Source organism: Streptomyces sp. URMC 129 (assembly GCF_051386415.1).
Taxonomy (GTDB): Bacteria; Actinomycetota; Actinomycetes; order Streptomycetales; family Streptomycetaceae; genus Streptomyces.
In genome coordinates this window covers 35,368-61,321 of record NZ_JBPQTQ010000004.1, presented here as the reverse complement: position 1 = coordinate 61,321, position 25,954 = coordinate 35,368, and the positions used below count along the sequence as shown (strand labels likewise).

The following is a 25,954-nucleotide window of genomic DNA, read 5'->3' as shown; positions in this document are numbered from 1 at the left end:
GCTAAGGGTGTCAGGTGCACGGGGGTCCTCGTCTCTCGTCTGCATGGGTGAGGAGGGGCCCCGGCCGTCTGACTCGTGACGGCCGGGGCCGGGCTCCAGCGGTTGGCAGCCACCACCGGAGCCGGGGAAGCGGCGCCCGGGCTCGCCTCCGCGCGCCGCTTCGTCTACTCGCCCTCGGAGGACTTCCTCGGGCGCTCGTGCCGGTGACGCCAGGCGATCTCGTCGTCTTGCAGGTTGTCCCAGTCCGGCCGCTGGGCGATGAACTGGGATCCCAGCACCTCGCCTGTGCGAGACGGGGACGAGTCGCCGTACTTGGCTTGGTCGCGGGCGAGGACGCTCCTCGCCTTGCGGACCGTCGGCGTCTCCGTCTTCTTCTTCCCGAACATGCGTTCCTTTCTTCGGGGTGGTCATTTCGTCTGTGGGTGCCCGCCCCGGCAGGGTGGGTGTGCCGGGGCGGGCGGGGACTGCGCCGGCCCGGGCCGAGGGCAGGGCACCCAGGGGCTGAGGAGGGTGCCCATGCCGGGCGGGCGCAGGGGATCAGGGCGCGGCCGGCCGGTTGCCGAGCGGCCGGACGCGCGGCGGGCCGCCCGGCGGCCAGTGCTGGCCACGCTCCCGGCGCGGGGGCACGCACCGTGGCGCGCACGCCGCCAGGTCGTGAACGGCGCCGTCCTGGTCCGTCACCGGGCCGAGGAGCCGGAGCCCGGACCAGTCCCAGGTCCAGGCGGGCAGCAGGTCCGCGCCGCACAGCGCACAGTTGTGGGCCTGGAGCTGCTGCTCGTCCAGCGTGGTCGGCGCGGGTATCTCGACCGTCGCGGCGCTCACCGGCCGTCCTCCGGTCGGTGGCAGCGGCAGCAGCAGGGTTCCTCGACCACCGTGGTCGTCGGCGGCGTCGCGGGCACCTCGCCCTTGGTGCACGCGTCATGGTCAGCCCACAGGCACTCCGGACTGGTGTACGTCGACAGGATCCTGGGGTCGGGCCGTCCGCCCGTCACGACGACGAGGTGCTCGTAGAGCGCCCTGTGGCACGTCAGCGGGTCCGGGCCCGGCCGGATGGCCCACCGAAGTGTCGCCGTGTCGAGCGGTTCGAGGGGCGGCACCAGGAGGGTGTGGCCGTGGCCGAGGACGGTGACGCCGGGGAGGTCCCAGCCTGCGGCCGTCCCGGCGTGCACCAGCCAGGTGACGCGGTCGTTCTCGGGGTCCTCGATGACGGCACCGGAGGCGGCACCGAGTGCGCCAATCACGCGGTATCCGTCGATGTAATTGATGGTGACGGCGTCCCAGTAGCGGCCACAGGGCCGGGGCCGGGCGAGGTAGCCGACGGGGACCCAGACCGGGACGGGCTGGGGTGGAAGCGCTGCTTGTACGGTCGTCATCACCGACACTCCTGCGGTAGACGCTGTGTGACGCGTCGATGACCGTAGGGCGTGCCGGGCGAGAGAGGGGGGACAGGTTGTCCCCCCTCTCCTCTCGTCCCCCTTACGCGGCTTCGGCGGCGATGCCGATGGCCTCCGCCAGGGCAGCGGCCTCTGGGCGCAGTGCCCGGGGGGCAGTCCGCCACAGCTCCGCCGCCACTGTCCGAGCTGACGGGGTGTAAGCGACGGTTTCCGCCCCGATCCCGTGGGCGAGCTGCATCACGTGCAGGGCGGCGGTGCGTTCCCCGCGCTGGATGTGGCCGCGCGCTACCTCGACCCACAGCCGGGCCCGCCGCTCCAAGGACGGCATCGTGTCCGGGGCGATGTCGTCGGCCAGCGAAAGCGCCTGGCTCGATGCCTTCAGATCGGTCGCCACACTGACCGCGTGGAACGCGACGTTCGCGCGGCTGAAGACGGTGGAGGCGTGGACATAGTGCGGCGGTAGGGACTTTGCCGCACGATCGCCGGTGTCCCAGTGCCGCCACGCGTCGCCCTCGCGACCTTCACGGGCGGCGGTGACGGCCGCGTTCAGGTGCAGCGCCCCGTAAATACCGCGCCAGTCCTCTGGCGCAGTCGTAAGGTGCGGCCGGAGCAACTCTGCCGCGTCCGTCACCGTCTCCAGCGCCTGCTCCGGGTAGGCCGTCTCGCGCAGGATGTTGCCGAGGTTCCACGCCGCCGCGGCGATGGAGGCGGGCGCGTCCGCATCCTGTGCGGCCATCAGCGCGCGGTCGGCCACGACCCACGCCAGCTCGGCAGGGGCGACGTAGGCCGTCGCCTGCCCGGTGAGCCGGTAGACGTCAGACAGAACGACGAGGGCGGACCGGCGCTCGGCACCGTCCAGCGCCTTGACGGCGGCCTCCGCGTCCCGGATCAGTCCAGGGAGCAATGAGCCCACTTCGGTGCGGTTGTGGCGGGAGCCGTGCCACAGGCGCCAGGTCTGGTCGACGCGGCCCCGCAGGACCGCGACATCGACCGGGCCGTCCGCCGGCCGGATCAGGTTGCGCCGCATCACGGCGTCCCAGATGTCGGGCAGTGTGGGGTGATGCAGGCGGCCGAGAGGGACGGGCGCGGCCTCTCCGCCGGTGATCAGGGAGAGGTCGGAGACCTGGAGCGCTGCGGCCAGGCGCAGGAGCTGGGTGTGGGAGCGCAGCTCCCGGTACCCCTTCTCGATCTTCTTCAGCCAGTCAGGGCCGTAGCCACACAGGCCCGCCAAAACCTTGCGTGTCATGCCCCGCGATTCGCGGAGCACCTGGATTCGTTCGCCCATCGAGAGGCCGTTTAGGTTGTCAGGAGTGTGTGGCATGCTGAACTCCGTTCCGACTGAACTAGGCACTCAGGACGGTACTCCCGGCCAACGGCTGGAGAACAGCGAACGGCCCCGCCGGAGTTACCGGCGGGGCCGTAGTGCTGACGGGCACGGGCACGCGGCGCCCCGTCTCCCGGCACGGGGAGGAGACGGAGGGCTTGGCCGGGATCCGGCCCGCGGGGGGCGTGAGGCCGCCGTGCCGGAGACCATACGCCCGACCCGTACCGAGAGCACCCGCCGTGCACAAAAAGGCGTCCCTTGCGACGTCGGCCAACGTGCGCGTTCCAAGGGCGCGGGCAGGGAGCAGGCCCCTTCCTGCCTTTCGAGTGGAGAGGACCGATGACCCATGACTGAGGACATCCTGTCGGCTGCAGCTCTGCGAGCCCCGGACGGGACTACCTGGTACCCGTACACCACCGGCCCGACGGCGGTGCTGCGGGCGGTGGTCCAGGACCCCGACACCGGCGAGTGGGACGAGCCCCGGACCGTCCGGGAGCGGACGGTGCCCGAGGAGGAGCTGGCCGACTACGAGGTGATCCCTCGGGAGCCGCTGCGCGATCCACGTATCACACGGCTCGCCGGGCTGGTCGGCCGCCTGCTGGCCGACTACGAGGAGGCGACCGGCCGCCCGGCCGCCGCCGCGGACGAGGTACGGGAAGCGCTCGCCGCTGTGGCAGCCATCCCCGACGAGGCGGTGCGGCGCCGGGTCGGCGCTGCCCGGCAGGCCGCCCACACCGCGTACTCCAGGCGCCGCCGCCGCTGACCGCACACGACGAAGGCCCCCGCACACCGCCCTCTTGGGCTGGTGTGCGGGGGCATGGTGGTTCACTCGGTGTCCGGGGAGACGTCCGACGCGATCTGCGCGGTCCGGGCGTCCACCCGCGCCGTGCGGGCGTCGACGCGGTTGACCGCGTCCCGCAAGCTGCTGCCCCCATTGGGGTGCAGCTCGTGCTCGATCGCGGCGGCCTGGCTCTCCACCCGCGCGACACGGTCGAGAAGCTGACACATCCGTTCCTCGATCCCGGCGATGCGCTCCAATACTCCGGGCCGCGCCGGTACCCCGGGGCGCTCGGGGCTGCCGCGCCAGTCATCCACCACCTCGTCCACGCGAGCGATGAGCCGGGCGAGCCCTCTCCCCGCTCGCCAGAGGAGGGTGGAGACCCCCGCAAGGCCGAGGACGGCTCCGGCCCAGACCCCGACCCGGTCTGGGGTCACCTGTCCTCCGCCGGGTAGTTGGGTTTACCGAGTCCGGCCGGGGGCGGCGGCTCCGGCGGGGCGGTGGACAGGCCGAGCCGGTCGAGGGCGGCCTGTACGTCCGGGAGCTGCATCACGCGCGTGACGCCGGCCGCGACCGCGAGGCCGCCGGCCACCCATGGCATGGTGTCCGGCACGCCGGACGCGGCGACGATGCCCGGGAGCATCACCGCGACGGAGACAGTCCACTGGATCGCCGAGCGGATCACGGTCTGGGTACTGGTCTGCATGGGTCAGTCCTTCACGGTGAAGCCGCGGCGCTGGCCGAGGCGGGTGAGCGAGGTCTTGCCGGGCACGCCGTCAGCGGCCGAGCCGGTGTAGCCCAGGCGGCGCTGCCACTGGGCGTAGGCCCGGATGGTGGCGGTGCCGAAGTGGCCGTCGGCGTAGGAGCGGGACAGCAGGCCCTCGGCGACCAGGGCGAGTTCCACGACCTGGGCGCCGCTGTACGACACGGGGGTGCCGCGCCGGTCCGGGTCGCTGCGGGCCGCCTCGCGGAGGCGGGAGAGGTCGACCACCGGCTCGGGCGGCGGGGTCGAGGGGGCGGTCTTGCCGCCGGCCGGGATCGCCAGGCGCTGCCCGGGGTGGATGACGTAGGGGGCGGGGATGCCGTTGGCGCGGGCAATGTCCTGCCAGATGACGCCCTTGTAGCGGGCGGCGATCGCGGAGAGAGTGTCGCCGTCCCGGACGGTGTACGTTCCGCCGGGCTTCTCGGTGCCACCGGCTGCCGCGGCGATGCTGGGGAACACCTCCTTCACGAACTGCTCGACCCGGGCCGCGCCGGGGCAGGCGGTGCCGGAGGTGGACCACTCGCGGTGCAGCCGGTGGTAGCCGAACCCCGCGTCGGAGGGCGTGCGGCAGATGCGCAGTGGCACGTTGTGGACCTGGTGGACCCACACGCCGAGCGCGACCAGTTCCTCGACCTGAGCGTCCGTCCACGGGTCGCTCGCCTTGGTGTTGCTGGCGGTCTCCACGCTGATGGCGCCCGTGCCGTCCGGCCGCCGGTTGGCGGAGGCGTTGGCGTCGGCCCGGGTCGTCGTGCTCAGGTACTGGGCCAGGTCGCCGCCGTAGCCGAGGCCGAAGTGGGATTCGAGCGACGTGGAGTTGGCCCAGTATTCGTACAGGCGCCGCGGCTCCCACGGCGCGACGATGCTGTGGACGATGAGCTGGGTGGGCTGGATATGCGGCTGACTGCCGCTCTCCGGCTTCAACTCGATGCGGGTGGCGCCCGGGTACCAGGGCATGGCGGCCTCCTTCGGGCAGCGATAAGCCCCCGGGCCAGGTGGCGCCGGGGGCGGTGGATGGTCGGGCTGGGTGGTCGGTCACTCTTCCTCGGCCGGTGGCCACGGCGTTCCCGAGATGGCGCCTTGGTAGGTCCGCGAGGCGTAGACCGCGCGGTTGGGGTAGGCGGCTTCGAGGTAGCCGCGCATCGCGTCGGCGGCGACGCGTGCGAGGGCGTCGCGCAGGTCGCCGCCGGCGGATCCGGTGCCGACGGGGAACACATAGGTCTGTTCGAGGTCGGGGTTGCCCTCGCTGAGCTGGAACGTGTACGCGACGCTGGTGGCGCCGTCGGGAGCGGCCATGAAGGGTGTCCTCTCTACACGGGGGTGACGCGCCGGTATTCCACGAAGGACAGGGCGCGGATGATGGTCGCGGTTGCGTTCGAATTCGCCTGGGCGTACATCAGGGTGCAGTTCCCGGCCGTCGCGCCGGTGACGACGCGGATGTCCTCCCAGTAGGAGGCGAAGGTGAGGCCACCGCCGGCGAGTTGTTCGGTGCCGGTGTCGCGGGCGCGCATCACGACCGTGCCGCTGGCCGCGTTCTGGCCGTCGGCCACGCCCAGGACGTGGCGGGTCATGGCGGCGCCGGTGGGTGCGGTCCAGGCGAAGCGCGCGCCGCCGGTCTGGCTGGAGTTGTAGGCGACGCGGACCCGGAAGTCGTACTGGGCGCTGGCGGCGACGGGCACGACGAGGCCGGTGGTGACGAGCGTGGTGGAGCTGGTGACGCCGGCGGTGTCGGCCGACAGCTCAACGCGGCGGCCGAGCGCGAGGGCCAGCTCCGCGTCGAGGATCGGGTCTCCGGGGCGGTAGGGCCAGGGCACGGGCGGCTCCTTCCTGCTACAGGCCGATGACGGGTGTGGGCGGGGCGAGCCGTACCTGTGCCCCGGCCGGGTGGGACTTGACGATGCCGTTGACGGACCGCTGCGCGACGGTGAACGTCTGCGGCGAACTGCTGCCGGTGATGCCGGAGATGGTCATCCGCTCGCCGCCGATCTCGATGTCCAGCGGGTAGTGCGTCGGGGTGGTGGTCCAGGTCAGGCCGCCCGCCGCGGTGTTGGTCGCCACGGACAGCGACATGTCGTCGGTGTCGATGCCCGTGGCGAGGGTGGACAGCGCGGTGTCGACCCGGTGGGGCGGGGTGTCGGCGGTGAGGATGTCCGGCCGGGTGGTGGCGACCGCCCACGGGCCTGCGGGCAGGCAGTTGGCGGTGATGGTCCACCGCACGGCGTCCAGCGTCTCGGTGTAGGAGGCGACTTCCAGCAGGTACGGGCCCGGCGGGCGGCCTTCCGGGGGGTTGAGGATCTGGATGACCGCGCCGACGTCCAGGCCGTCGAGGATCTCCTGACGCAGGGACGCCGCGCGGGGGTTGGCGAGGTTGATGGTGACCTGCGGCCACCTCGCGTCGTCCCATGCCCGCTGATGCAGCCGCCAGTACGCGCGGCCGTCGAGCTGCTCGTCACCGGCGAGGTTCAGCTCGATGTCCTCATCGATCAGGCCCATGCCGTCGGGGGGTTCGGCGGTGGACAGTCGGCCGGTGGTGCGCTCGGCCGGAGCGCTGGCGCTGCCGCCGGGGCGGCGGACCACGATGCTGTTGCGCACGCCGGCGTCGTCGTCGCGCGGCGTGAACGGCGGCCACACCTCCCCGGCGCTGTAGTCGAGGATGACGGCGGGGCGCGGGTTGTAGCGGCCACGGCGGCGGATGTAGTGCAGCGCTCCGAGACTGCCGCGCAGCTCGTACAGCAGGCCGCCGTCGGCGTCGGCCGCTTCGCGCAGCAGGTCCGGTGCCGTGATGGTGCGCTGCGGGCCGAGCGGTTCGGAGTCGCCGGCGATCCCGGGAGCGGTGACCTTCCACCGCAGCTCGGCCGCCAGGCGCCGCATCCGCGCCACCGTCTCCTCGCCGGAGTATCCGTCGTCGGCGCCGTCGTAGATCGTGACCCCGGGCGACGTGGTGCCGGTGCCGCCGACATCCCACACGGCCAGGTGCCCGATCGCGGCGCCCTGGAAGTCGGTGCCCCACACGCCGCGCACCTGGACGACGCGGCCGACGGTGCTGCCGGACCAGACGGTACCGGCGTAGTTGTAGGTGCCGGCGCCGACGTCCCGCCAGGCGGCCCGCACGAAGCACGACCCGCCGGACTGGTAGGAGAACAGGGCCAGCCTGTTCCAGCCGCCGGTGAACGACGCGATCGCGGCCGGGTCAGTGAACAGCGCGAACGCCACCACATTGTCATCGATGTCGAGGGCCTGGACTCGGATACCGGCCGTGGAGATGCGCACGCGCACGGCCGTGACGCCGCCGGACGCTCCGGCCAGGTACAACCTGAGCATGGTGCGCTCGGTGGCGGGCATCGTGTCGAGGCGGTAGACCATCTCCGCGTGCCAGCCGCCCGCCGCCGCACCGGGCACCGCCCCGACCAGATCCGTCGTCGCGCCGCCGTCGGCCAGCGTCGGCAGTGGCGCCGAGCTGGGCAGGGAGGAGTCGGCGGCGAACCGGACGTTGGTCAGGGTCAGTGGCTGGCCGCCGGGCAGGCCGGACGCCGCGCTGGTCGCGGCGCTGCCGTCCTCCATCGGCCAGTACGCCAGCGGGGCCGGGTCGGCGCTGGGGATGCGGCGCCGCAGTGTGCTTTCGAGGGGTTTCTGGCCGGTGGAGCGGCGGCGCAGCGGCCCGGCCGCCGTCACGTTCACCCACGCGTCGTTCCCGCTGGTGTCCCACTGGTCGGGCCACGTGACGACCTCGTCCAGAGCGCGGGGGTACCAGTCGGTGATGGTCGAGCCGCCGGCCAGCGTCCATGACCGGCCCACGCTGTCCGTCCAGGCCGTCGTCCCCGCAGGCAGCACGGTGGCGTCGAACTCGGCCACGACCGGCCCGCCGATGCCGTTGCGCAGCTCGGCCCCGTAGTAGCGGCCGTGCCCGGTCACAAACGCCAGGGAGGCCAGTGAGCCGACCTCCAGCGGCGCTGTCGTGCCGGCCTTGATGCTGGTGGTTCCGGCGCCGGTGACGGCCTGGCCCAGCGGCTCCCACGTGTCGTCCAGGGACGCGGCGTGGTAGAAGGCCACGACGTGGCCGCCCGCGCCGTTGTTGACGTCCAGGGTGGCCCTGAGCGCGAAACGCTCCTCCGGCCGGTAGGGCAGGGGCGCGGTGGCGGACACCTCGCGGAACCCGGCCAGGGTGCCGTCCGTGGACCAGGACAGGCTGGGCACACCGCGGTTGTCCAGCAGCAGCCGCCAGGAGCGCTGGTCCCCGCTGGTGACGTACCGTCCGGCCAGCTCGGTGACCGCATGCTGGTAGGCGGCGTCCAGAGCCGGGATGGAGTACAGGGCCAGCTCCAGCCGCACGTCCAGATCCGCCGTGACATCCATCGCGGTGGTGGCCGCGACGGTGGCCCGGCCGCCGGCCACGGTGGGCCGCATGAACCGGTCCGGGCCGCGCACCCACACCCCCATCGGGGTGTAGCGGCCGATCGACCCGAACAAGTCCGACTCGGGGTTCCTGACGCTGTACCTGCCGCCGCGGTTGTTGAGCGTGGCCGTGAGTTCTCCCGGGTCGACCTGCGCGGCCTCGTCCGGCCGGCCCCTCTTGATCACGGCCCCGCCGCTCTCGCGCAGGTCGGAGGTGATGTCCTCCCACCCGGTCGGCAGCAGGATCTGCGCCAGCAGCTCCGGCACGTCACACCTCCGCAAAAAGCAGCTCGGGGCCGCCGCGCCCGCGAGCGGCCCGGCGGATCAGTTCGGCAATCCCGCCGTCGCCCTCCACACGGAGCACGGCCTCCACGCGGTGTGCGCCGGCGTTCCGCACGGCGGGCTGCACGGAGCGGAGCATGCTGTCGAGCCGTGACAGCGGCAGCACGGCCTCCTGCTCGGGGCCCTCGCCGATCACGGCGAGCGTGGGGCCGGTGGTGATGCCGCCGTCCGCGAGGTAGGGCACGTTGGGGGTGGAGATGGTGCCGCCGCCGATGCTCCCCAACGGCCCGAGGTCCACGGACGGCAGCGTGAAGCTGAGGCCGTTCCAGCCGGAGATGATGCCGTTGATGCCGTTTCGGAACCCCTCCCGGATGGGGTCGGCGATGTCCGAGCCGAGGCCGGAGAACCAGTCGGCGATGTCGCCGGGGAGCGCTCTGAGCCGGTTGAACGAGTTCTTCACCCGGTCGATCCCTGCGTCGACCTTGTCTTCGATCCAGTCGACCCCGGCGCCGAACGTGCCCTTGATCGAGTCCCAGTGGGTGATGATCAAGCCCGGCAGGGACCAGTTGACGATCAGGTTGCGCAGGAAGTTGAACCCGGCCTGGAGCTTGCCCCAGATCCAGTCCCACGCGGCGCCCACAGCGTCCATCGCGCCGTGCCAGATGTCCTGGAAAACGGTGGTCTGGGTGGCGATCATGACGATCGCGGCGACCAGGGCGACGACGCCGAGGATGATCCACGTGATCGGGGAGGCCAACAGCGCGGAGTTCATCGCCCACTGGGCGATCGCGGCGATGCCGAGGCCGGCGGCCAGGGCGAGCACGACCGGGATGGCGACCTGCATGACGGCCTGGTTCTCGGCCATGAACGTGCTGACGGCGGTCAGCGCAGGCAGCAGCGCGGACCCGAGCGTCATTTGCAGCGAGCGCATCGCGGCGTCCATCTGCTGCGCCGGGGTCGCCTGCATGGTGGTGGCGACCTCTGCCGCCGCTCCTCCGAAGTCGCCCAGGGCCGCCGTCGCGCTGCTGGGGTCGATCGCCAGCAGTGTGCGCTGCATCGCCGCGCCTTCCTCACCGAAGAGGCCGGCCACGATCGCGTCCTGCTTGATGGGATCTTCCAGTGCCCGGATCGAGTCCAGGAGCTGGTCCAGCGCGGCGTTCGCGGCGGGTCCGCCGGAGGTCAGATCGGTGGCCATCTGCTGGGCGTTCAGCCCCAGCTCATCGAACGTGGCGGCGAGGTCGTCGCCCCCGGCGCTGACGTTGCCCACCAGCTCCTCGAACAGGCCCGTCACGGACTCGGCCGACTCGGCCCCGGCGTTGAGGCCCTGGACGATGACGCCGGTGGCCTGCGCCCCGGTGAACCCGAAGCTGGAGAGGTTGTCGGCGCCTCCGATGATGGTGTCCAGGAAGTCCCCGCCCGCGTCGGCTCCCCGGGAGAAGCCGGCGGCGATGATGTCCATCGCTGTCTGGGCGTCCGGAGCCATGCCGGTGCGCATGAGCTGTCCGGCGGCGCGCGTGGCCTGCCCGACGTCCTGCCCGAACGCGTCCGCGAGGCCCAGGGCCTGTTGGGTCAGGCTCTCCAGCTCCGCTGTCCCCGCGGAGTCCAGGTCGGCAAGGTTGGACGCGACACCGGCAACGGCCACGCCGACGTCATCGACGGATTCGCCAAAGCCCTGGGCGAAGACGGCGCCTGCCAGTGTGCCGACCTGCTCGGCCTGGGCGGGGGTGAGGCCGAGCTGCGCGTCCAGCCGTGCCGTGACGGTGCTGATGTCCATGGCGGACTGCATTCCGGCGAGGAAAGCGGCACCTGCCGCGGCGCCGACGGCGGCGGCCTGGATACTGCCCAGGCCCTGCTCGACGTTGTCGGCGGCCTGGGCCGCGCCATCGGCCGCCCCCTCCGCAAGGCCGTCGCCGAGGGCGTCGCCGGCAGCGTCCCCGGCGGCCGTGGCCTCGTCGGTGGCGTCCAGCAGGTTGGCCAGTTCGCCGTCGAGGTCGCCCGGGGTCAGGGCGGACGCGAGGGCGTTGAGGTAGTCGCCGCCGACATCGGCGCCGGCGCCTGCGGCGTCGACGTCGTTCAGGCCCTGTTCGACGTCATCGGTCAGTCCCGCGACGCCGCGCGTGAGGTCGTCCGCGTCCAGTCCGATCGCGACGAGCAGCTCGTCCAGTACCGCCATCGTCCGCCTCCGTTCCCTGGTCGCCGTCGCTGCCTCCCAGGGCGGCGTTGATGCTGCGGACTGCGGCGAGCATGTCCATGGGGTTCATGCGGCGGCGGACGGTGTCCCACTTTGGGATGAAGTCCTGGGGTCGCCGCAGGCGCCTGCGGCGACCGGCGCCGGAGTTGGCGATGACGGCGGCCAGGATCCCGTGCAGCAGGTCGCCACGCTCAGGACCGAGCGGGCCGGTGACCCGCTCATATGCCATCCACTCCGTCAGCTCCGCGCTGGAGATGCTGGCCAGCAGCTCGCGGCGGGTGCGGCCCAGCGCGAGCGCTAGCCGGAAGGTGAATCGGAGCTGTTCGTCGCTTCGGATTTTCCCGCGGCCTCGTCGGCGGCCTCCTTGCCGATGCCGGACAGCCTGCGGGCCTCGGCGAACAGCCGGTCAAGGACGGCGCCGGACTTCTCGTTGAGCGCGGTGATCTCCTTGTCGGTGAACATCCGCTCGCCGTTCTCGTCCACGATGCTGCGGGCCAGCAGTCCGGCGCGGGCGCCCTTGGTGATGCGGCGCTGCACCGACCCGTTGGGGCCGAGCTGGATCAAGGACGCCTCCCAGGCGTCGCGTTCCTGCCCGCTCAGGGCGGCCAGCCGCACCGTGCCGCCCCACTCGGGGACGGGGACGTCAAGGGTATCGCGGTCGTCGGCCGCGATGATCTGTGTCTTGTTCAGCAGCGCCACGGCGCTTCTCCGTTCTGGGATCGGGGTGCCGGTCAGGCGCCGGTCGCGGTGAGGACGGGCTTGCCGGAGACCTTCACGGTGACGTCGCGCTCCATCTTGTCGTCCGACGGGAAGGCGTCGGAGAGTGCGGTGATCAGGGCGGTGAACTCCCAGGTGTGCTCGTCGGCGGTGCCCGGGAGGATGACGATCTGGTAGTCTCGCAGGTCGTCCTCCTCGAAATCGGCGTCCAAAGCGGAGATCGACGTGTTGGCGGGGTCGTAGTTGATCGTCAAGGACACCTCCCCGCCGTCCTTCAGGCCCTTGATGAACTCGCGGTACTTGTCCGGGGAGTCGTGCGCGGTGACCTCGATCGCCTCGCGCTCGCGGTCCGGGCCGGAGATGTCGGTGACGTTGGCGATGGTCTGGAAGCTCCCCGTGCCGGTGGTGTCCCGGCGGAACTGGGTGCCGTGCGCGTCCTGGCCAGCCATGGCGTACTCCTTCCGCCCGGCCGCTGCCGGGTCAGATGTCTCGTTCGGTGGTGATGCGGAACCGGACCGGGACGTGGCGGATCATGCCACTGGGGTCCGGGTCGGTGAGGGTCTGAGAGAACTCGTAGCGGGTGGAGAGGTGGTGCCAGCCCGAGATGGTCAGCGGCTGGTGATCCAGCAGCTCCACCACGCGCCCGGCGATCGCCAGGGCCTGCGCGAACCCCCGGTACCTGCTCCACACGTGCAGGGTGTGGGTGGTCTGGCGCCCCCATGTGCTGTGGCTGTTGTCCGGTGCCTCGGTGGCCTCGCCGAGGTGGACGAACGGGTAGGGCCGGTCTTCGGGGACGTAGTCCAGCACTCCGCCTGGCGCCAGGTCGGCCAGGACCTGGTCGCCGGACAGCCGGGCGTAGAGCGCGCTCTGGACAGCGAGCAGTGGCGTCGTCGGGACCGTCATCGCAGAGCCTTCCTGACCTCGTCCCGCACCCGGACGACGAGCTGGGCGCGCTGCTCCTCCAGGGAGGGGCCGAGCGCGGGCTGAGCGGGCATCGAGGAGGTGCCGAACTCGGTGAACAACGCGTACAGGTCCTGGCGGTCGAACCAGCCGACCTCGGCGCGCAGCCCGTCGTAGCGGATGCCGACCGAGTCCCGCAGGTTCCCGGTGTCCACGCGGACCCGCTGCGCTGTGCCGTCCCTGGTCGCCTCGGCCGTGCCCTTCAACGCGTGCAGGAGCGCGGCCAGGACCTCCTCGGGCAGCTCCTCCAGGCGGCGCAGCAGGTCCTCCGCGCCGCGCACGCGGACGGTGATCCCGCCGCGGCGCCGCCCGCGCCGTCTGGCCACCGGTTACCTCTTCCGGTGCAGATCGCGGCGGAGGGCGGCCAGGTCGGTCGCGATGGACAGCAGCGCCCACCCGATAGCGGCCAGCGGGCCGCCCCCGCCGTCGTTCTCGCGCAGCAGCATGTACGCCCAGGAGCGGTACTCCCCAGGCTCTCCCTCCTCCGGCGGGCGCGGCGCCTCCTCGGCGGCCGTCATGAGCCCACCTGGTAGGCGGCGACCGTCACCGTGGTCACGGCCGAGTAGGTGATGCTCGCGCGGCTGTTGGCGCCGGCGAACACCGCCGCGAGGGGGATGGCTCCGGCGGCCCCGGCGGGAACGGTCAGGACCGCGTCCGCCACGGCCAGGCCGTCGACCTCCCCTGGGGTGGCGAGTGTCGCCGTGATGCTCGCCCCCGAGCCGTTCTTGACGTACAGGAAGCATCCGGCGCCGGTGGGGGCGGTGTCGCCGCCGCCGGAAGCGGCCACGGCCCCGGCGTCGAGCGAGACGCCGCCGTCGACCGGCATCTTGATCAGGTTCAGGGCAGCCATTAGGGCGTGCCTCCTTCGGTCTGGATCAGGGCGCCGTGCGCCTTGCGGTAGATCGGTGCGGACGGGCGGACGACGGCCAGGACGCGCCACTTCTCGCCGGTGTCGGGATCGCGCAGCTCGTCGCCGCGTCGGACATCGGCGTCGGGCAGCAGATAGATGTCGTGGTCGTGCTCGGACCGGGCCTGGGCCGCGACCATCTGCTCCGAGTCGGACGGCTGGTCGACCTTCGCCCAGACGGTGCCGGGCTGCTGGACGAGGGTGGTGGTGTAGCCGCCGGCACCGTCCGGGGCCGTGACCGGTCGCCACACCTGAAGTTCGCGGTTGAGCAGGTGCCCGACGTCCATGGCCGGCCTCCTCTACTTGCTGTTCGGGCTGCGCCGGTACGGGTCGAGGAGCTGCTGTTCGTACTCGGTGAGCGCGTCGCCGGTGACCGGCCGCCCGTCGGAGCCCCGGGCGTAGGTGACCGACCGGTCGCCCAGGGACTCCGAGGCGTACAGGCCGGACGGGGACAGCCAGGCGCGTCCGGCGACCTGCTTGCACACCCGCTTCACCGCGGCCGGGATCGGCGTCCAGCCGTGGTCGTAGACGGCCGTCACCTCGGCGTCCAGCGGCCAGCGGCCGTGGAAGCGGGTGAGGATGCCGTGCCGGTTCCACCGGTAGGCGTCCGTCTCCAGCTCCTCGCCGTCCACCGCCACGGAGGCAACGCCGGTGACCGGCATCTGCGGCAGCAGCAGCACGTGCCGCCCGTTGCCGACCAGCTCGGCGACGCCGCCGGTCACCGCGTCGATTGTCTGCCCGAGGTCGGCGCGGATGGTGTCCTCGGCCTCGGCGATGGTCACGGTGGCGGCGTCGGTGTCGATGCTGGGCAGCCGCAGGTGCGCGCGCAGTTCCTCGGGCGTGACCCAGGCCATGGCTCACCACCCCTTTCCGGTCAGGTGCCGTCCGGGGCCTCGTCATCCGCGCCGTCCTTGTCCTTCGCGCGGCCACCGGTGCGCGGTGCCCGGCGGGTCGCGGTCCGCTTCCGCGCCGGGCGGGGCGCGGGCGCCTCGTCCTGGTCCTGCTCGGTCGCGGGCTCGGCGTGGCCAGCCGCGAGCCACGCGCGGGCCAGGTCCTCGTCCAGGTCGGCGACCTGGCCGTGGCCGTAGCGGTTGCCGTGGCCGTCGGCGACGCTCGTGACGGCGGTGATCCGGATCCTCATTACGCCGCCGCCGTGACCAGGATCCGCAGGGCCTGCGGGCGGACGACGTCGCCGCCGACCCGCTTGCGGATCTTCCAGCCGATGAAGCCGTCCTCGGCGTAGAGCTGATCCAGGACCTTCACGGTCATGCCCTGCCGGTCGTAGACGCGGTAGCCGGCGTTGAAGTCCCCGAACGCCGCGATCCGCGCCCCGGCGGCGATAGCGGCGATGTCCTCCTGGTTCTCCAGCGCGTACCCGAGGAAGGTGTTCGGCCGCCCCGCCTGCACGGACTGCTGCCAGTAGTACTGGCCGTTGGCGTCCTTGATGGTGGAGATGAACAGCTCCGTACCGCTGGCCATGGCGAAGCGGCCGTTGCGGCGGTACTGCGGTGGGACGGCGTAGATCAGCCGCTTGAGGTCGTCCAGCAGCTCGACGCCTTCCCCGGCGCCGGAGTAGTCGGTGTCCGTGCCGGTGATGGTCGGGACATCGCCGCCGGCCGTCATGAACCCGACGGGCATCTTGTTGGCGTGGCCGGTTCCGACGGTGAACGCGGTGTCCTCGGCCTCCGCGCACGCCCGCGCGAAGGAGTCGCGGATGAACGCGTCCAGGTTGACATCGGCGTCGTCCAGCTCGTCCTCACCCACCTTGGCGAGGCCGTACAGGTCCTCGACGTAGGTGTATTCCTCGGTCGGGGTGGAGGGCATGGAGTCCGTGAGGGTCTGCTCGCTGGTCTCCAGCTTGCCCCAGCCCACCGACACCTCGTTCAGCGACCGCCTGCGGACCCTGTTGGTGGTGAGGGTCCGCTGGGAGGCCATGGCCCGCACGACAGTCAGGTCTGGCACGGAGCGGATGATCTCCGCTTCCAGGTCCTCGGGGACCAGGATCTCCCCGGCGGTGTTCTCCACCAGGGCCCGCTCCTCGGGGGTCAGCCGGGCCAGGCCGACGCGCAGGCCGCGGAAGAACGCGCGGCGTCCGGCGGCGCGCTGCTCCTCGTCGGTGCCCCGGCCGCCGTCGTCCGGCCGCCCGGCGCCGCGCCGGATCGGCTCGGCCAGCTCCGCCAGCCGCCGCTCCTCGCGCTCCTGGCGCTCGATCCGCTCGGTGAGGCCGGTGAACTCTTCCTCGTGCCGGTCGTAGGCGGTGCGCTCCTCGCCGGTCAGGCCGCGGTTCTCGGCCTCGGCGCGCTCGGTGATGGCCCGCAGCGCCTCCACGACGCCGGCCCGCTGCTGCCGCAGCTCCACGCTCGTAGGCATGGTGACTCCTCGGTGATAGGTGGTCCCGGGCCGGTCGGCCGGGAAGATCAGGGCACGTCAGAGGCGTGCGAGCAGGTCCAGCTCGCGCAGCCTGTGCCGGGCCCGCTCCAGCGGATAGCCGGTCTCCGGCGCGGACCGGTCGGCGGCCTCCAGCAGCGCGTCCAGGGCATCCCTCGCGTCCTGGACGAGCTGCCGGTTCGCGGCGGACAGCACTTTCCCGGCGCGCAGTTCGGCCAGGGCCCGGGTCACGGCCTCGGGCTCCACGGCCGACGGCGTGCGCCCGGCGCGGCGCGCGGCCTCCGCGCGCAGCTCGGCGGAGGTGGCGGCGAACGCCGGGTAGGTCACGGCGGAGACGTCTCCGCCGTCCAGGTCGATCCCGAACACCTCGTGCGTGTTGCCCGACCAGCCATCCGCGGTGACCCAGAACCCAAAGCTCATCTGGTTCAGGTCGCCGCGCTCCAGCAGGACAGCCAGGTCCCGGGCGTAGGAGACGTCCGCCATGTCGGCGTCGACCATGACGCCGGCGTCGTCCTCGGACAGCGTCGCCGTCCCGGCCGCCGTCCGCGCGAGCAGCAGGTTCGGATCGTGGTTGATCAGGAACCTGACGTCCGGGTTCGCCGCGAGGGTTCGGGTCGCGGCGCCGGGCATGATCCGCTCGCGCCAGCCGCCCATGTCCTCGGACAGCGAGTCGTAGATGATGGCCCGGCCGCGGAACCGCAGCCTGCCGCCGTCCTCGTCGGCGGCGCGGACCTGGAGGTCGGTGAGCGGGAAGGCCCGCATCTCCCGAGTGCGCATCGGCGCCCCCTTCTACAGGTTGAATTGCATGCGGCAGGTGCAGCCCGCGATCTCGTCCACGCCCAGGCGGTGGTCGTGCGGCCACCGGCCGCGCCGCCCGCCCACCTCGAAGTCCTCGCGGATCCCGACGGTCTGGCCGTCCGCCCGCCGGTGACTGGGGCGGGGGTTCGCATCCCACACCCGCCACGTCTTCGTCCGCGCCCCGGCCTGCTTGGCGCCCTCGTGCGCCGCGAAGTTCGCCGTCGTGGACACCCTCGCCTGGGCGAGCTGCTGCGCGCGGGCCCGCGTCATCTGCCCGAACATGTCCCTCACCTGCTCGCGCACCTCGTCGGGCGCCTGCGCCAGGCCGATGGTCGTGCGCAGTTTCTCGACGGTGGTCGAGTTGACGTTCGCCGCCGTGGACGCGGCACCCGCCGCCAGGTAGGCGGTCGTCTCCTCCGCCACAAACGCCCCGCCCAACTCGGCGGCCGTGGCCGCGCCGACCTGCCCGGCCAGCGTCAGCGCCAGCCGCAGCAGGATCTCCGCCAGGTCCTCGTTCGCCGCCGCCACGTCCAGCAGCTCCTCCACCGGCGCGTCCGGGCGGACCTGGAGAGCGGCCAGGACCTCCTCGCCCTGCTCGGCGAAGAACGCGGAGATGGCCTCGTAGTGGCGGGTCACCCAGGCCGCCAGCGTCTCCACCGACGGGGACTCGGTCTCCTCCGCGCGGCGGTTCGGCGGCCGTCGCACGCTCCGGGTGCCGCTGAGCGGGTATTCGGTCCGCTCGGTGCCGACGGCCAGCGTCAGCGTGGGGAAACCGGCCTGGGCAGGCGCCGGAGGGGCAGGCGCCTCCTCCGCCTCGGGCAGGTAGGTCAAGGTCATGTGCGGCGTGAACCCATGGCTGTTCGCGACCGGCACGCCAGCGCCTTCCAGGGCCTCGACCAGCCTGTGGCGCAGCTCGGCCAGCCGTGGCACGCCGACTGTGGCGAAGTACGGAACCATGCCGTCCTCACCGGGCGGGAAGTGCCCCAGGCCGCCCACCGTGCCGTCGAGCTGGCCGTGCTGGGCGGCGACCCCGGCCACCACGACGGAGGCGGTGGCCAGTTGCTCCTCCGACAGGCCCTCTCCGAGGTAGGCCAGGGTGACGTGCAGATCCTCCGGCGGGAGCCCCCCGGGCACCGCCAGCTCCCGGGCGACAGCCGCTGGCGGGAACAACGCCACCATCGCCGCGTCCTGCGGGACATCGCCAGCCACCCGCCGTTGCAGGCCAGGGAGAACGCGCTGCGCCGGCGGCGCCGCCGTCCCGGCCGGCACCATGTTCAGCGGGACCATGTACTGGTCACCGCCCTCCACCGGGGCCTCGTCCTCGCGGGCCCGGATGTCGTTGACGGACATCCATCCCCACTGGCGGGCCTGGGCGTAGGCGCTGAACCGCTGGGCGGTGTCACCCCTGAGCAAGGCGTCGGGGTTGAACTTCACATACAGGTCGGGAGCGCCCAGCAGACGGCGGGCCGTCCGCTCCAACCGGGTGAGCCACGGCATGAGGCTGTAGATGACGTAACCGAGCGACTGTTGCTCGATGCCCGATCCCCACGAGGTGGAGCGTTCCACGTCGCCGATCATGTGGGGCGGGACGCCGAAGATGCCGGCAATCTCCGACCGGGTGAGCTTGTAGACCTCCAGGAACGCGGCGTCGGCAGGAGAGAGAGTGACGCGCTCCAGGCGCGCGCCGCCTTCCAGGATGCCCAGGCGGTGGGAGTTGTCGAACCCTTCGTGAAGGTCCTTCCATTGCCGATCGAGGCGGTTCCACTGGTCGTCGTCCAGCTTGCCCGGCACGCTGATCGTGACGCCCGGCGAGGCGTCGCGGTCGAAGAACCCGGCGATGTAGGAGGCGGCAGCCCAGTTGATCCCGACCGCTTGCCGTGCCATTCCGATAGGTGACAGCCCTTCCACCCCGCCCACCCCGAAGCTGCGGAAGTGCAGCAGGTTCTCGGGGCGGACCAAGCCGTCCGGCTCGGTGACCGGCGCCCACTCGTCGTCGGACAGCGTCACTGCGTAGATGAGCGTGCCGTCGTCCTGGCGGCGGATCTCCACGCTCGTCCAGGCGACCGGCCACAGCCCGATCGGCCGGCCGCCGCGGTCCCGTTCCACGTACACCGCGGCGTTGCCCCGCATCAGCATCCAGCCCAGGACCTGTGCCCACATCTCCCCGGCCGGCAGCGACGGGTTGGCCTGGTAGGTCAGCAACGGTACCGCGGGGTGCTCCTCGAACGGGGTCCGCGTGGTGCCAGAACGCCGGTACGTTCCCACCGGCAGCATGCTCCCTGTCTCGGCGAGCACCCGCACGCAGGAGAACACGGCGCCGATCTGAATGGCGCGCTCAGGCGTCACCGTGACGCCGGCCGAGGTCCGCGTCCCGCCCACTGGCGGAAGGCTCCTGCCGCGCTCGGTCTGGCCGTCTCCCTTCCGCCCGATCAGGCGGCGCAGCAACGGCATCAGCCCGACCCCTTCCCGCTCATGTTGCCGACCACGACCAACCCGGCGCCGACCACGACCAGCGCCAGCCCGGCGCCCAGCGCACCGGCGACGGCCGCGCCGATCACCACCGCGCCCATCCCGGCCGCGCCCATCCCGGCCAGCTCACACACCCACTGCACCCGCTCGCCCATGCCTGTCTCCCTGATCTCCGGGCCGTCAGGCCGTGATGACGCGGATGCCCGGCGCGGGCTTCTCCTCGGGCGCCTCCCACGACAGGTGCTGCGCCAGAGCGTTCAACCCGCTGGCGACGCCGTCGATCCGCTTGCTGGAGGTCTGCCGGTCGGGCTTGACCGGCTTCACGTAGCCGTCCGCGTTCTGCTTGATCCCGACGCAGTCCACGTGCCACCGCAGGATCGGATGCCCCCCGTGGGACACCCGGCGGGAGAGCACCAGCCGCTCCAGCTCCTTGCACGGCTCGTTCAGCCCCGCGTAGCCCTGGGAGACCTGCTCCATCGGCTGACCGGCGTCCGCCAGCTCCTTCACGGTCTCCGTCGCGTTCCACCGGTCGTAGCCGATAGCCCGGATGTCGAACCGCGGCGCGAGGTGATCGGTGATCAGCTCGCGCACCGCCCGGTAGTCCACGACGTTGCCCTCCGTCAGCCGGAGCGCTGGCCCCTCGTGCGCAGCCGTCTTCGCCCACCGGTCCAAAGGCACCTTCGTGCGCCGCTCCAGCTCCTTCAGGTTGTCCTCCGGCAGCCAGAACCAGGGCACCCACAGGTGCGGCTCGGCCGGGTCGTCCGTGACCGGCGGGAACCACAACGAGAACGACGTCATGTCCGTCGTGGAGCTGAGGTCCAGGCCGCCGTAGCACGGCCGGCCCTCCAAGTCCGCCAGCTCCACCGCCACAGGGACGTTGCTGCGCGGCGCCCGCGCCGAGGCGTCCCAGTCCTCCATGCGCAGCCACCTGGTGGTCTGCTTGGTCCGCACGTTCAGGTGCAGCCGCAGGTACCGGTTGAGCTGTGAGGGCGACCGGGCGGCCTGTGCGGCCTTCCCCGCCAGGTAGTCCGCCAGGACCGTGACGTTGTAGCCGGGGTTGGCCTGCTTCAGCGTCTCCTCGGCGAACGGGTCGAAGTCCTCGGCCTCGGCGTCGGCACCGAAGACGACGCCCAGGACGGTCGGGTCCTCGGCGTGCCCGCCGGCGAGCGCCTCGATCTCCTCGCGCTTCGTCGCGTAGATGCTGCCGGTCTCCGCGCCGTCATCCGCCGTGGTGATGAATACGATCAGCGGCTGCGCCCGCGAACCGGTGCCGGTCTCCAGGGCGTCGACCACGTCCGGGTTCTTGTGGACGTGGACCTCATCGATCACGCCGCCGTGGACGTTCAGGCCGTGCGCCCGCAGGCCCTCGGACGACAGCGCGCGGAAGATGGCGTGCGTCGTCGGGTGCTCGAGGAGCTTGCGCTGGATGCCGCGGCGGCCGAGCTTCCGCGTGAGCTGCCTGGAGCCGCGCGCCATGTTCGCCGCCGCGCGGAACACGATGTTGGCTTGGTCGCGGTCGCCGGCCGCCGCGTAGACCTCGGCGCCAGGCTCACGGTCGGCCGCGAACAGGTACAGCGCCAGCCCGGAGCACAGGGTCGACTTCCCGTTCTTGCGCGGGATCTCGAGCCACACGGTCCGGATGACCCGGTACCCGTCCGCCCGCTTCAGCCCGAACGCCGGGGCCACCAGGTAGCGGACCTGCCAGTCCATCAGCCGGAACGGCCGCCCGGCGTGCCGCCCGATCAACTGCCGCAGCAGCAGGAAGAACCGCAGCACCCGCTCCACGGCCGCGACATCGAACCAGGTGCCCGGCTCGGCCGGGAGCGGCGTGGACAGCAGCGGCCGACGGCCCTGCGCCATCCACTCCGTACCGTCAACCAGGCCCTCGGCGACCCACCCGGCCACCGCTTGATCGATCTCGGCCGTCAGCGCGGCCCGCCTCGCCCTAGTCGAGGATGCCGTCACCTTCGTCGTCATCGTCGGCCTCCGGCTTCACCGCGCGCAGGCGCGCGGCCGGTGTCAGGTACAGCTCCCGCGCCAGGGCCGACACCGTGTTCGCTGCCTCCCGCCACACCTGCCAGCCCGGGTGCTTCGCCGGGCCGTTCCCCGCCCGCCGCTCCGCCACCAGCTCCTCGCCGCTCAGCAGCGCCTCAGCCGCCACGAACTTGGACCAGGCCGCGCAGTACGTCGCCAGCGCGCCCCGGTCAACCTTGGCCAGTACGCCGAGCCGATCCAGTTCGGGCACCACGCGGCGCCACTCCGCTTTCGCCTCACGGTCCAGCCAGGCTGGCGCCGAGGGAGCGCCAGGGGTAGCGGTTACCCGGTTCGGCGCCGGCCGCCCGCCCGGGTTGCCTCGCAGCGCGCGGACGTTGTCCGGCTGCGCGATCGGTCCACGAGCACCCATGATCACCTCCAGGGGCAGCAGCAGACAGTGACCGGCGGTCACGGAATCCTCAGAAAAGGGCCTGAAACTCGCGGTCGAGCGCGCGACACCCCCGCCTGCGCTCGGGACCCACCCCACCGGGAAGATCCGACTCCCCCCTCCCTCTACGCTGCGTGAGCGGAGCCCGGGGGGCTGGTGGGGCGTCAGGCGTCGTACTGGTCGGCCCTGTAGGTCCGCCACCACGCCTCGATCGCCTCCAGGGTACCGGCCGGCCGCCGGGCGCGGCGAGCCCTGCGCGCACACTCCTCCTCCTCGACCGCGAGGATCACCACCGAAGCGCCGGGGGCGAGGCGTTCGCGGTCGGCAGCGCGCGGCGCGGTCGCGATGATCCACGCCCGCTCGATGTCGTGCCGCCTCTCCAGGCGGGCGACCACCGCGTCCCGCGCCTCGGCGATGAACGGCCGCAGGGCAGGGGGGTGGGCGTGCGGGCCGGGCGAGCCGAGCGCGACGGCGAGGGCGTCCCAGTCCACGACCAGGTCGCCGGGCTCGGCGCGCTCGGCCACATAGGTCGTCTTGCCGGAGCAGGGCGGGCCGCACACCAGCGTCACCACGGCCGGGGCGGAGCGGGCCTTGCCTGAGCCTGCGAACCCGGTCTCGCGCGCCGTCTTGGCGTCATGGCAGGGCTTGCACATGGCCTGGAGGTTGCCGCGGTCGAACGCCAGCTCCTCGCGCCCGCGGTGGGGCCGGATGTGGTCCACGACGGCGGGCGGGGCGCCGCACCCGGCGCGGCACAGCGGCTCCTCGGACAGGACCTGATCGCGCAGGACGGGCCAGCGCGGGTCGTCGTAGACCCAGCGCCACGCCGCACGGGCTCGTTCCGCCGCACGCTGCCGAGGGGTGCGGGGGCGGGAGGACATCGGCACCTCCCATCGGCTGTTACTCAGTGGCGGGGCAGGTGGCGCCGGCCACGGGCTCGAACTCGGTCTCGCCCTCTGCTAGACCCGTTGCGGCGGCGCCCGTGCCGCCCAGGGCGTAGCGGCCATTGGCCAGGCGGTTGTCCTGGGCGTCGGTGCTGCCGGTTGCGCAGTTGATGCTCACGAAGTACCCGGCCTCCGTGTCGAGGTCGGCGATGACTGCCTCGAAGACCGATTCGAGGCCATCGGCGGTGTCGACCTGGACGTCGAGGTAGGTCTGGGTGCCGCGGTTGTCCTGGCTGGTGATCGTGTACGCGGGCGTAACGTGATCGGTGGTCTCGTCAGTCTCGGTGGCGTCGTCGCTGTCGCTGCTGCATGCGGTAGCAGTGAGGGCGAGGGCCAGGGCGACAATCGCGACGGCGGTGCGGGTGCGTGTCATGCGCGTCAGCATGTCGGCTGCGCGCCGGGCCTGTCGGCGGTGTGATGGGTTCGTGACCGGCCGACATGCGTCGGGCCCCGCTGGTCGGCGGGGCCCTGACTGTGGCTTCTGTGTCCGGGCACGCCGGACTTGCGGCCCAGTGTGCGGCATACTCGGCGGTGGCGCAACTGCGGAGCGTCAGGGGCTGAGCTGGTCGAGGTGAGTCTGGGCTGTCGCCCGATCTTCGACGCTGAAGCAATCCGGGTTTTGGATGACGACGTTGAACGCTGTGGAGAAGCGGGTTCGAGCATCCGCGCGGTCGGCGTCTTCCTCCTCCGAGATGTGCCAACCGTCGTTGTCTTCCAGACTGTCGAGCAGCCGGGAGCCCGCCTCGTAGTTCTCTGTGTACACGTCTTGGACGTCGGCACACGTCGTGCTGTCGCCAGGGGCGGTGGTGCGGCCGACGGCGAACCCGGCTCCGGCGACCAGGGCCAAGGCGGCGGCGAAGAGTGTCCAGTCGAGGGCACGGCGGCTGAGTCGCCTACGTGGGCCGCTGGTTCTGGGGGGTTCCTCGTCGGTCATGAGGTCATCCTCTCGCGAACTCACTTTGCCTGGCGGGCGGTTGCCGGAGTCCAGGTCCGCTCACATCGGGCGCAGACGACCGCGGGGTCGGTGCCGTCGCCGCCGGTGATGAGGAGGGCGCCGCCGCATCCGTCGTGCGTCCGCCCGGTCTTGGTGGTAAGGCGGGCGGTGCGGAGGAGGCGGGTGGTGGTGAGGGCGCAGGCAGCGGCGATGTCGGCGATGTGGCGATGCTGCTGATCGTGCAGAGGGCGGAACGGGCCGTCCATGGGGGCAAGGCGGGTGAGGAGCCATCCGGCGGCGCCGACCGCCGTGTTGGCCGGGTGGCCGATGCGCCACCGGCGGGGGTCGGCGGCGTCCTGGGCAGCGAGGGCGACGGCCTGGCGGTGGAGGTCGTCGGTCCACCCCGGCCGGGTGCTGACGGTGACCGGGGGGCGCTGCACCTGGCTGGCGACGTGGTCGGCCAACTCCGTCAGGGCGTCGGTGATCTCGCGCATCGCATCGAGAACTTCGGGACGGATGGGGAGGCGCTGGACGTCACCGCGGCGGCCGTCGCCGGTCTCGTCCGGCTCACGGAGGCGCTGGATGCCCATGGTCGGCGGCCAGTCCGGGTTCTCCCGCAGGGCGACGGCCTCGGTGAGGTCGTCCCAGTGGCGCACGATGGTGGTGAGGTTGTCTGCGGCCTGGCCGGCGTGGAGGTAGGCGGTGAATCCGTTGACGACCACGAGGTCGTCGGGGGTCATCTGGGCTCGGGGGTCGAGGCCGCAGCGCATCGGCGCACGGTCGGCGTCGGCTCGGCTGTGCTGCTCGGTCATGGCCTGATGATCCTCACGGGGTGTGACACCCAGAAGTTCGTCGGGAATGCGAACGGGCGCGGCCGGTGAACAGCGCACCGGGCGTCTGGGGTGCGGTGGGGTCGGTCATGCTTCGGTCTCCTGCTGGGCGTGGTGGGCGGCGATCCGTGGTGTGGTGACCTGGGCGAGGACGGCCGGGTCGAGCTGGCCGGAGCGGCGGCAGTCCGGGCCCACGCCGAGCAGCTTGGAGGTGGCGTCGTTGAGGACTCGGCCGCAGACGAAGCAGCGGACGGCGAGGTCGGCAAAGCGCTTCTGGGCGCCAGCAGGGTCGGCGGCGAGGGCCTTGCGGACGCGGCCGAGCCAGTCGGCGTAGCTCTTGGCCCAGGCGCGGCGCCAGGTGTCGGCGGCATCCGGGTCGGCCGGGCGGTCGCGCTTCAGGAGCGGGGGCGGTCCGTGGTGGGCTCCGGTGGGCCAGGGCGCCAGGCGGGGGCCGGTCGCGCGCCAGTAGGTCATCAGGTCGGGGCGGTCGGGGTCGGGCACGGCGTAGTAGCCGGGCGGCAGGGTGGTCATGCGGTCCTCGGGTTTCGTCGGCGTCGGGGGGCGCGGTTGCGCCGGGCACAGGCTCCGCAGGCGGTGCGGCCGGAGAGGGTGACGAGGTTGCCGCCGCAGTCGGGACAGCGGGCCACGGCGCCGAGGACGGCGATGGCGGGCGGTGCGGCGGGGGGTGGCGCCGGGCAGAGCGTCGGCGGGGCACCGGTGGGTGGTTGAGGTTCTACAGACACCTCGTCGTGGGGTTGCTCATGGGTAGTACCTGGGATGTACCGGGGTCGGTCCCCCGAACTGGTCGGGGGTCGGTCCCCCGAACTCGGTCGGGGGTCGGTCCCCCGAACCGAATCCGTATCGTGGTCGGGAAGTTCGGGGGTCGGTCCCCCCAACTGGTTCGGGGGTCGGTCCCCCGAACTCGTCTCGTCGGGGGCCGTGTTCGGTTCGGGGGTCGGTCCCCCGTTCTTCTTCTCCGTGTCGCGCCACGGGGGTGGCGCGGGCTCTGGACGTCGGCGCCTGGAGCAGCGCAGCATGAGCGCGGCCCCGCCCCAGTCGGGGAACGGGCTGAGGACGAGGGCGTAGAGGGTGGAGCGCCCCCGGCCCTGGCCGCCCTCGACGCGGACGACTCCGGCGGCCTCGGCGCCCTCCAGGTAGCGTCTGGCGTCCTTCTCGTCCACGCATGCGGCGGCGGCGATCGCGCTGAGCTTGATGGGCTTGCCGTCACCGGAGAAGCGCAGGCGGCCGGACGCGTCGGCGGCGCCTCCGATGGCCTGCAACACCTTCAGGAAGCCGTCGCGCAGTTCGCGGTGCTTGCGCAGGTCGCGGGACCAGCGCCAGAACAGCGCGGTTCGCCAGGAGTGCGGGACGCTGCCGGGCGTGGGCTGGCCGGTGTCGTCCTCGGAGTCGGTCACGGGATGCTCTCTCGCCATCGTGCGGGTGCTGGAGGGGCCGGATGCGGGGGCG

34 protein-coding genes are annotated in these 25,954 nt (G+C 72.4%); 1 reads left to right on the top strand and 33 read right to left on the bottom strand.

Annotated elements, in window-relative coordinates; all coding sequences use genetic code 11:
- Positions 1–164 precede the first annotated feature (164 nt).
- From ACSNOC_RS02025 to ACSNOC_RS02010, 4 genes are all read right to left on the bottom strand, one after another.
- A complete protein-coding gene (locus tag ACSNOC_RS02025) occupies positions 165–386 on the bottom strand; it encodes a hypothetical protein (protein WP_436745437.1) in 222 nt (73 codons plus the stop codon).
- A 151-nt stretch (positions 387–537) separates the two neighbouring features.
- Entirely contained in the window at positions 538–822 is a 285-nt protein-coding gene (locus tag ACSNOC_RS02020; protein WP_436745436.1) for a hypothetical protein, read from the bottom strand.
- On the bottom strand, positions 819–1,373 hold the full coding sequence (locus ACSNOC_RS02015) for a hypothetical protein (RefSeq protein ID WP_436745435.1): 555 nt from the start codon (positions 1,371–1,373) through the stop codon (positions 819–821). Before ACSNOC_RS02015 ends, ACSNOC_RS02020 begins: the two co-directional genes overlap by 4 nt.
- Positions 1,374–1,476: 103 nt before the next feature.
- Positions 1,477–2,679 (bottom strand): helix-turn-helix domain-containing protein, encoded by a 1,203-nt coding sequence (locus tag ACSNOC_RS02010; protein ID WP_436745434.1) that lies wholly within the window; start codon positions 2,677–2,679, stop codon positions 1,477–1,479.
- A 385-nt stretch (positions 2,680–3,064) separates the two neighbouring features.
- On the opposite strand from ACSNOC_RS02010, the gene ACSNOC_RS02005 reads away from it, so the two are divergent.
- Entirely contained in the window at positions 3,065–3,481 is a 417-nt protein-coding gene (locus ACSNOC_RS02005; protein WP_436745433.1) for a hypothetical protein, read from the top strand.
- Between the two features lie 62 nt (positions 3,482–3,543).
- On the opposite strand, the gene ACSNOC_RS02000 is transcribed toward ACSNOC_RS02005, so the two are convergent.
- From ACSNOC_RS02000 to ACSNOC_RS01860, 29 genes are all read right to left on the bottom strand, one after another.
- Positions 3,544–3,933: a hypothetical protein gene (locus tag ACSNOC_RS02000; protein WP_436745432.1), complete on the bottom strand. Its 390-nt coding sequence runs from the start codon at positions 3,931–3,933 to the stop codon at positions 3,544–3,546.
- Complete coding sequence (locus ACSNOC_RS01995) at positions 3,930–4,202, bottom strand: hypothetical protein (protein WP_436745431.1); 273 nt, start codon at positions 4,200–4,202, stop codon at positions 3,930–3,932. Before ACSNOC_RS01995 ends, ACSNOC_RS02000 begins: the two co-directional genes overlap by 4 nt.
- A gap of 3 nt (positions 4,203–4,205) precedes the next feature.
- Positions 4,206–5,213 (bottom strand): LysM peptidoglycan-binding domain-containing protein, encoded by a 1,008-nt coding sequence (locus ACSNOC_RS01990; protein WP_436745430.1) that lies wholly within the window; start codon positions 5,211–5,213, stop codon positions 4,206–4,208.
- 78 nt (positions 5,214–5,291) lie between these two features.
- Positions 5,292–5,552: a hypothetical protein gene (locus ACSNOC_RS01985; protein WP_436745429.1), complete on the bottom strand. Its 261-nt coding sequence runs from the start codon at positions 5,550–5,552 to the stop codon at positions 5,292–5,294.
- A gap of 14 nt (positions 5,553–5,566) precedes the next feature.
- Positions 5,567–6,070, bottom strand: coding sequence for a hypothetical protein (locus ACSNOC_RS01980; RefSeq protein ID WP_436745428.1), 504 nt, complete (start codon positions 6,068–6,070; stop codon positions 5,567–5,569).
- 16 nt (positions 6,071–6,086) lie between these two features.
- On the bottom strand, positions 6,087–8,915 hold the full coding sequence (locus ACSNOC_RS01975) for a hypothetical protein (protein WP_436745427.1): 2,829 nt from the start codon (positions 8,913–8,915) through the stop codon (positions 6,087–6,089).
- A 1-nt stretch (position 8,916) separates the two neighbouring features.
- On the bottom strand, positions 8,917–11,103 hold the full coding sequence (locus ACSNOC_RS01970) for a phage tail tape measure protein (RefSeq protein WP_436745426.1): 2,187 nt from the start codon (positions 11,101–11,103) through the stop codon (positions 8,917–8,919).
- On the bottom strand, positions 11,021–11,362 hold the full coding sequence (locus ACSNOC_RS01965) for a phage tail assembly protein T (protein ID WP_436745464.1): 342 nt from the start codon (positions 11,360–11,362) through the stop codon (positions 11,021–11,023). Before ACSNOC_RS01965 ends, ACSNOC_RS01970 begins: the two co-directional genes overlap by 83 nt.
- Before the next feature lie 56 nt (positions 11,363–11,418).
- Positions 11,419–11,820: a hypothetical protein gene (locus tag ACSNOC_RS01960; protein ID WP_436745425.1), complete on the bottom strand. Its 402-nt coding sequence runs from the start codon at positions 11,818–11,820 to the stop codon at positions 11,419–11,421.
- A gap of 32 nt (positions 11,821–11,852) precedes the next feature.
- Complete coding sequence (locus tag ACSNOC_RS01955; protein WP_436745424.1) at positions 11,853–12,287, bottom strand: phage tail tube protein; 435 nt, start codon at positions 12,285–12,287, stop codon at positions 11,853–11,855.
- A 31-nt stretch (positions 12,288–12,318) separates the two neighbouring features.
- Positions 12,319–12,741 carry a DUF3168 domain-containing protein gene (locus tag ACSNOC_RS01950; protein ID WP_436745423.1) on the bottom strand — a complete coding sequence of 141 codons (423 nt, stop codon included), beginning with the start codon at positions 12,739–12,741 and terminating at the stop codon, positions 12,319–12,321.
- Positions 12,738–13,124, bottom strand: coding sequence for an HK97-gp10 family putative phage morphogenesis protein (locus tag ACSNOC_RS01945; protein WP_436745422.1), 387 nt, complete (start codon positions 13,122–13,124; stop codon positions 12,738–12,740). The genes ACSNOC_RS01950 and ACSNOC_RS01945 overlap by 4 nt, the downstream gene beginning before the upstream one ends.
- Positions 13,125–13,127: 3 nt before the next feature.
- Positions 13,128–13,316, bottom strand: a complete 189-nt coding sequence (locus ACSNOC_RS01940; RefSeq protein WP_436745421.1) for a hypothetical protein — start codon at positions 13,314–13,316, stop codon at positions 13,128–13,130.
- Positions 13,313–13,648: a hypothetical protein gene (locus tag ACSNOC_RS01935; protein ID WP_436745420.1), complete on the bottom strand. Its 336-nt coding sequence runs from the start codon at positions 13,646–13,648 to the stop codon at positions 13,313–13,315. Before ACSNOC_RS01935 ends, ACSNOC_RS01940 begins: the two co-directional genes overlap by 4 nt.
- Positions 13,648–13,992: a phage head closure protein gene (locus ACSNOC_RS01930; protein ID WP_436745419.1), complete on the bottom strand. Its 345-nt coding sequence runs from the start codon at positions 13,990–13,992 to the stop codon at positions 13,648–13,650. Before ACSNOC_RS01930 ends, ACSNOC_RS01935 begins: the two co-directional genes overlap by 1 nt.
- A gap of 12 nt (positions 13,993–14,004) precedes the next feature.
- A complete protein-coding gene (locus ACSNOC_RS01925; protein WP_436745418.1) occupies positions 14,005–14,559 on the bottom strand; it encodes a hypothetical protein in 555 nt (184 codons plus the stop codon).
- 20 nt (positions 14,560–14,579) lie between these two features.
- The gene (locus tag ACSNOC_RS01920) at positions 14,580–14,846 is read right to left on the bottom strand and encodes a hypothetical protein (RefSeq protein WP_436745417.1); all 267 of its coding nucleotides are present in this window, start codon (positions 14,844–14,846) and stop codon (positions 14,580–14,582) included.
- Entirely contained in the window at positions 14,846–16,075 is a 1,230-nt protein-coding gene (locus ACSNOC_RS01915; RefSeq protein WP_436745416.1) for a phage major capsid protein, read from the bottom strand. The genes ACSNOC_RS01920 and ACSNOC_RS01915 overlap by 1 nt, the downstream gene beginning before the upstream one ends.
- A gap of 57 nt (positions 16,076–16,132) precedes the next feature.
- Positions 16,133–16,870: an HK97 family phage prohead protease gene (locus ACSNOC_RS01910; protein WP_436745415.1), complete on the bottom strand. Its 738-nt coding sequence runs from the start codon at positions 16,868–16,870 to the stop codon at positions 16,133–16,135.
- 12 nt (positions 16,871–16,882) lie between these two features.
- Positions 16,883–19,270 (bottom strand): phage portal protein, encoded by a 2,388-nt coding sequence (locus ACSNOC_RS01905; protein ID WP_436745414.1) that lies wholly within the window; start codon positions 19,268–19,270, stop codon positions 16,883–16,885.
- Positions 19,271–19,341: 71 nt separating this feature from the next.
- Positions 19,342–19,515: a hypothetical protein gene (locus tag ACSNOC_RS01900; RefSeq protein ID WP_436745413.1), complete on the bottom strand. Its 174-nt coding sequence runs from the start codon at positions 19,513–19,515 to the stop codon at positions 19,342–19,344.
- Between the two features lie 25 nt (positions 19,516–19,540).
- Complete coding sequence (locus ACSNOC_RS01895; protein ID WP_436745412.1) at positions 19,541–21,337, bottom strand: terminase large subunit; 1,797 nt, start codon at positions 21,335–21,337, stop codon at positions 19,541–19,543.
- Positions 21,306–21,764, bottom strand: coding sequence for a phage terminase small subunit P27 family (locus ACSNOC_RS01890; RefSeq protein WP_436745463.1), 459 nt, complete (start codon positions 21,762–21,764; stop codon positions 21,306–21,308). The genes ACSNOC_RS01895 and ACSNOC_RS01890 overlap by 32 nt, the downstream gene beginning before the upstream one ends.
- A gap of 182 nt (positions 21,765–21,946) precedes the next feature.
- Positions 21,947–22,660, bottom strand: a complete 714-nt coding sequence (locus tag ACSNOC_RS01885) for an AAA family ATPase (RefSeq protein WP_436745411.1) — start codon at positions 22,658–22,660, stop codon at positions 21,947–21,949.
- Positions 22,661–22,679: 19 nt separating this feature from the next.
- Positions 22,680–23,096 (bottom strand): hypothetical protein, encoded by a 417-nt coding sequence (locus ACSNOC_RS01880; RefSeq protein ID WP_436745410.1) that lies wholly within the window; start codon positions 23,094–23,096, stop codon positions 22,680–22,682.
- Positions 23,097–23,273: 177 nt separating this feature from the next.
- Entirely contained in the window at positions 23,274–23,657 is a 384-nt protein-coding gene (locus ACSNOC_RS01875) for a hypothetical protein (protein WP_436745409.1), read from the bottom strand.
- Between the two features lie 20 nt (positions 23,658–23,677).
- Positions 23,678–24,469 (bottom strand): hypothetical protein, encoded by a 792-nt coding sequence (locus ACSNOC_RS01870; protein ID WP_436745408.1) that lies wholly within the window; start codon positions 24,467–24,469, stop codon positions 23,678–23,680.
- Between the two features lie 105 nt (positions 24,470–24,574).
- Positions 24,575–25,018: a DUF6011 domain-containing protein gene (locus tag ACSNOC_RS01865; protein ID WP_436745407.1), complete on the bottom strand. Its 444-nt coding sequence runs from the start codon at positions 25,016–25,018 to the stop codon at positions 24,575–24,577.
- Positions 25,015–25,902, bottom strand: a complete 888-nt coding sequence (locus ACSNOC_RS01860) for a hypothetical protein (protein ID WP_436745406.1) — start codon at positions 25,900–25,902, stop codon at positions 25,015–25,017. The genes ACSNOC_RS01865 and ACSNOC_RS01860 overlap by 4 nt, the downstream gene beginning before the upstream one ends.
- Between the last annotated feature and the right edge of the window lie 52 nt (positions 25,903–25,954).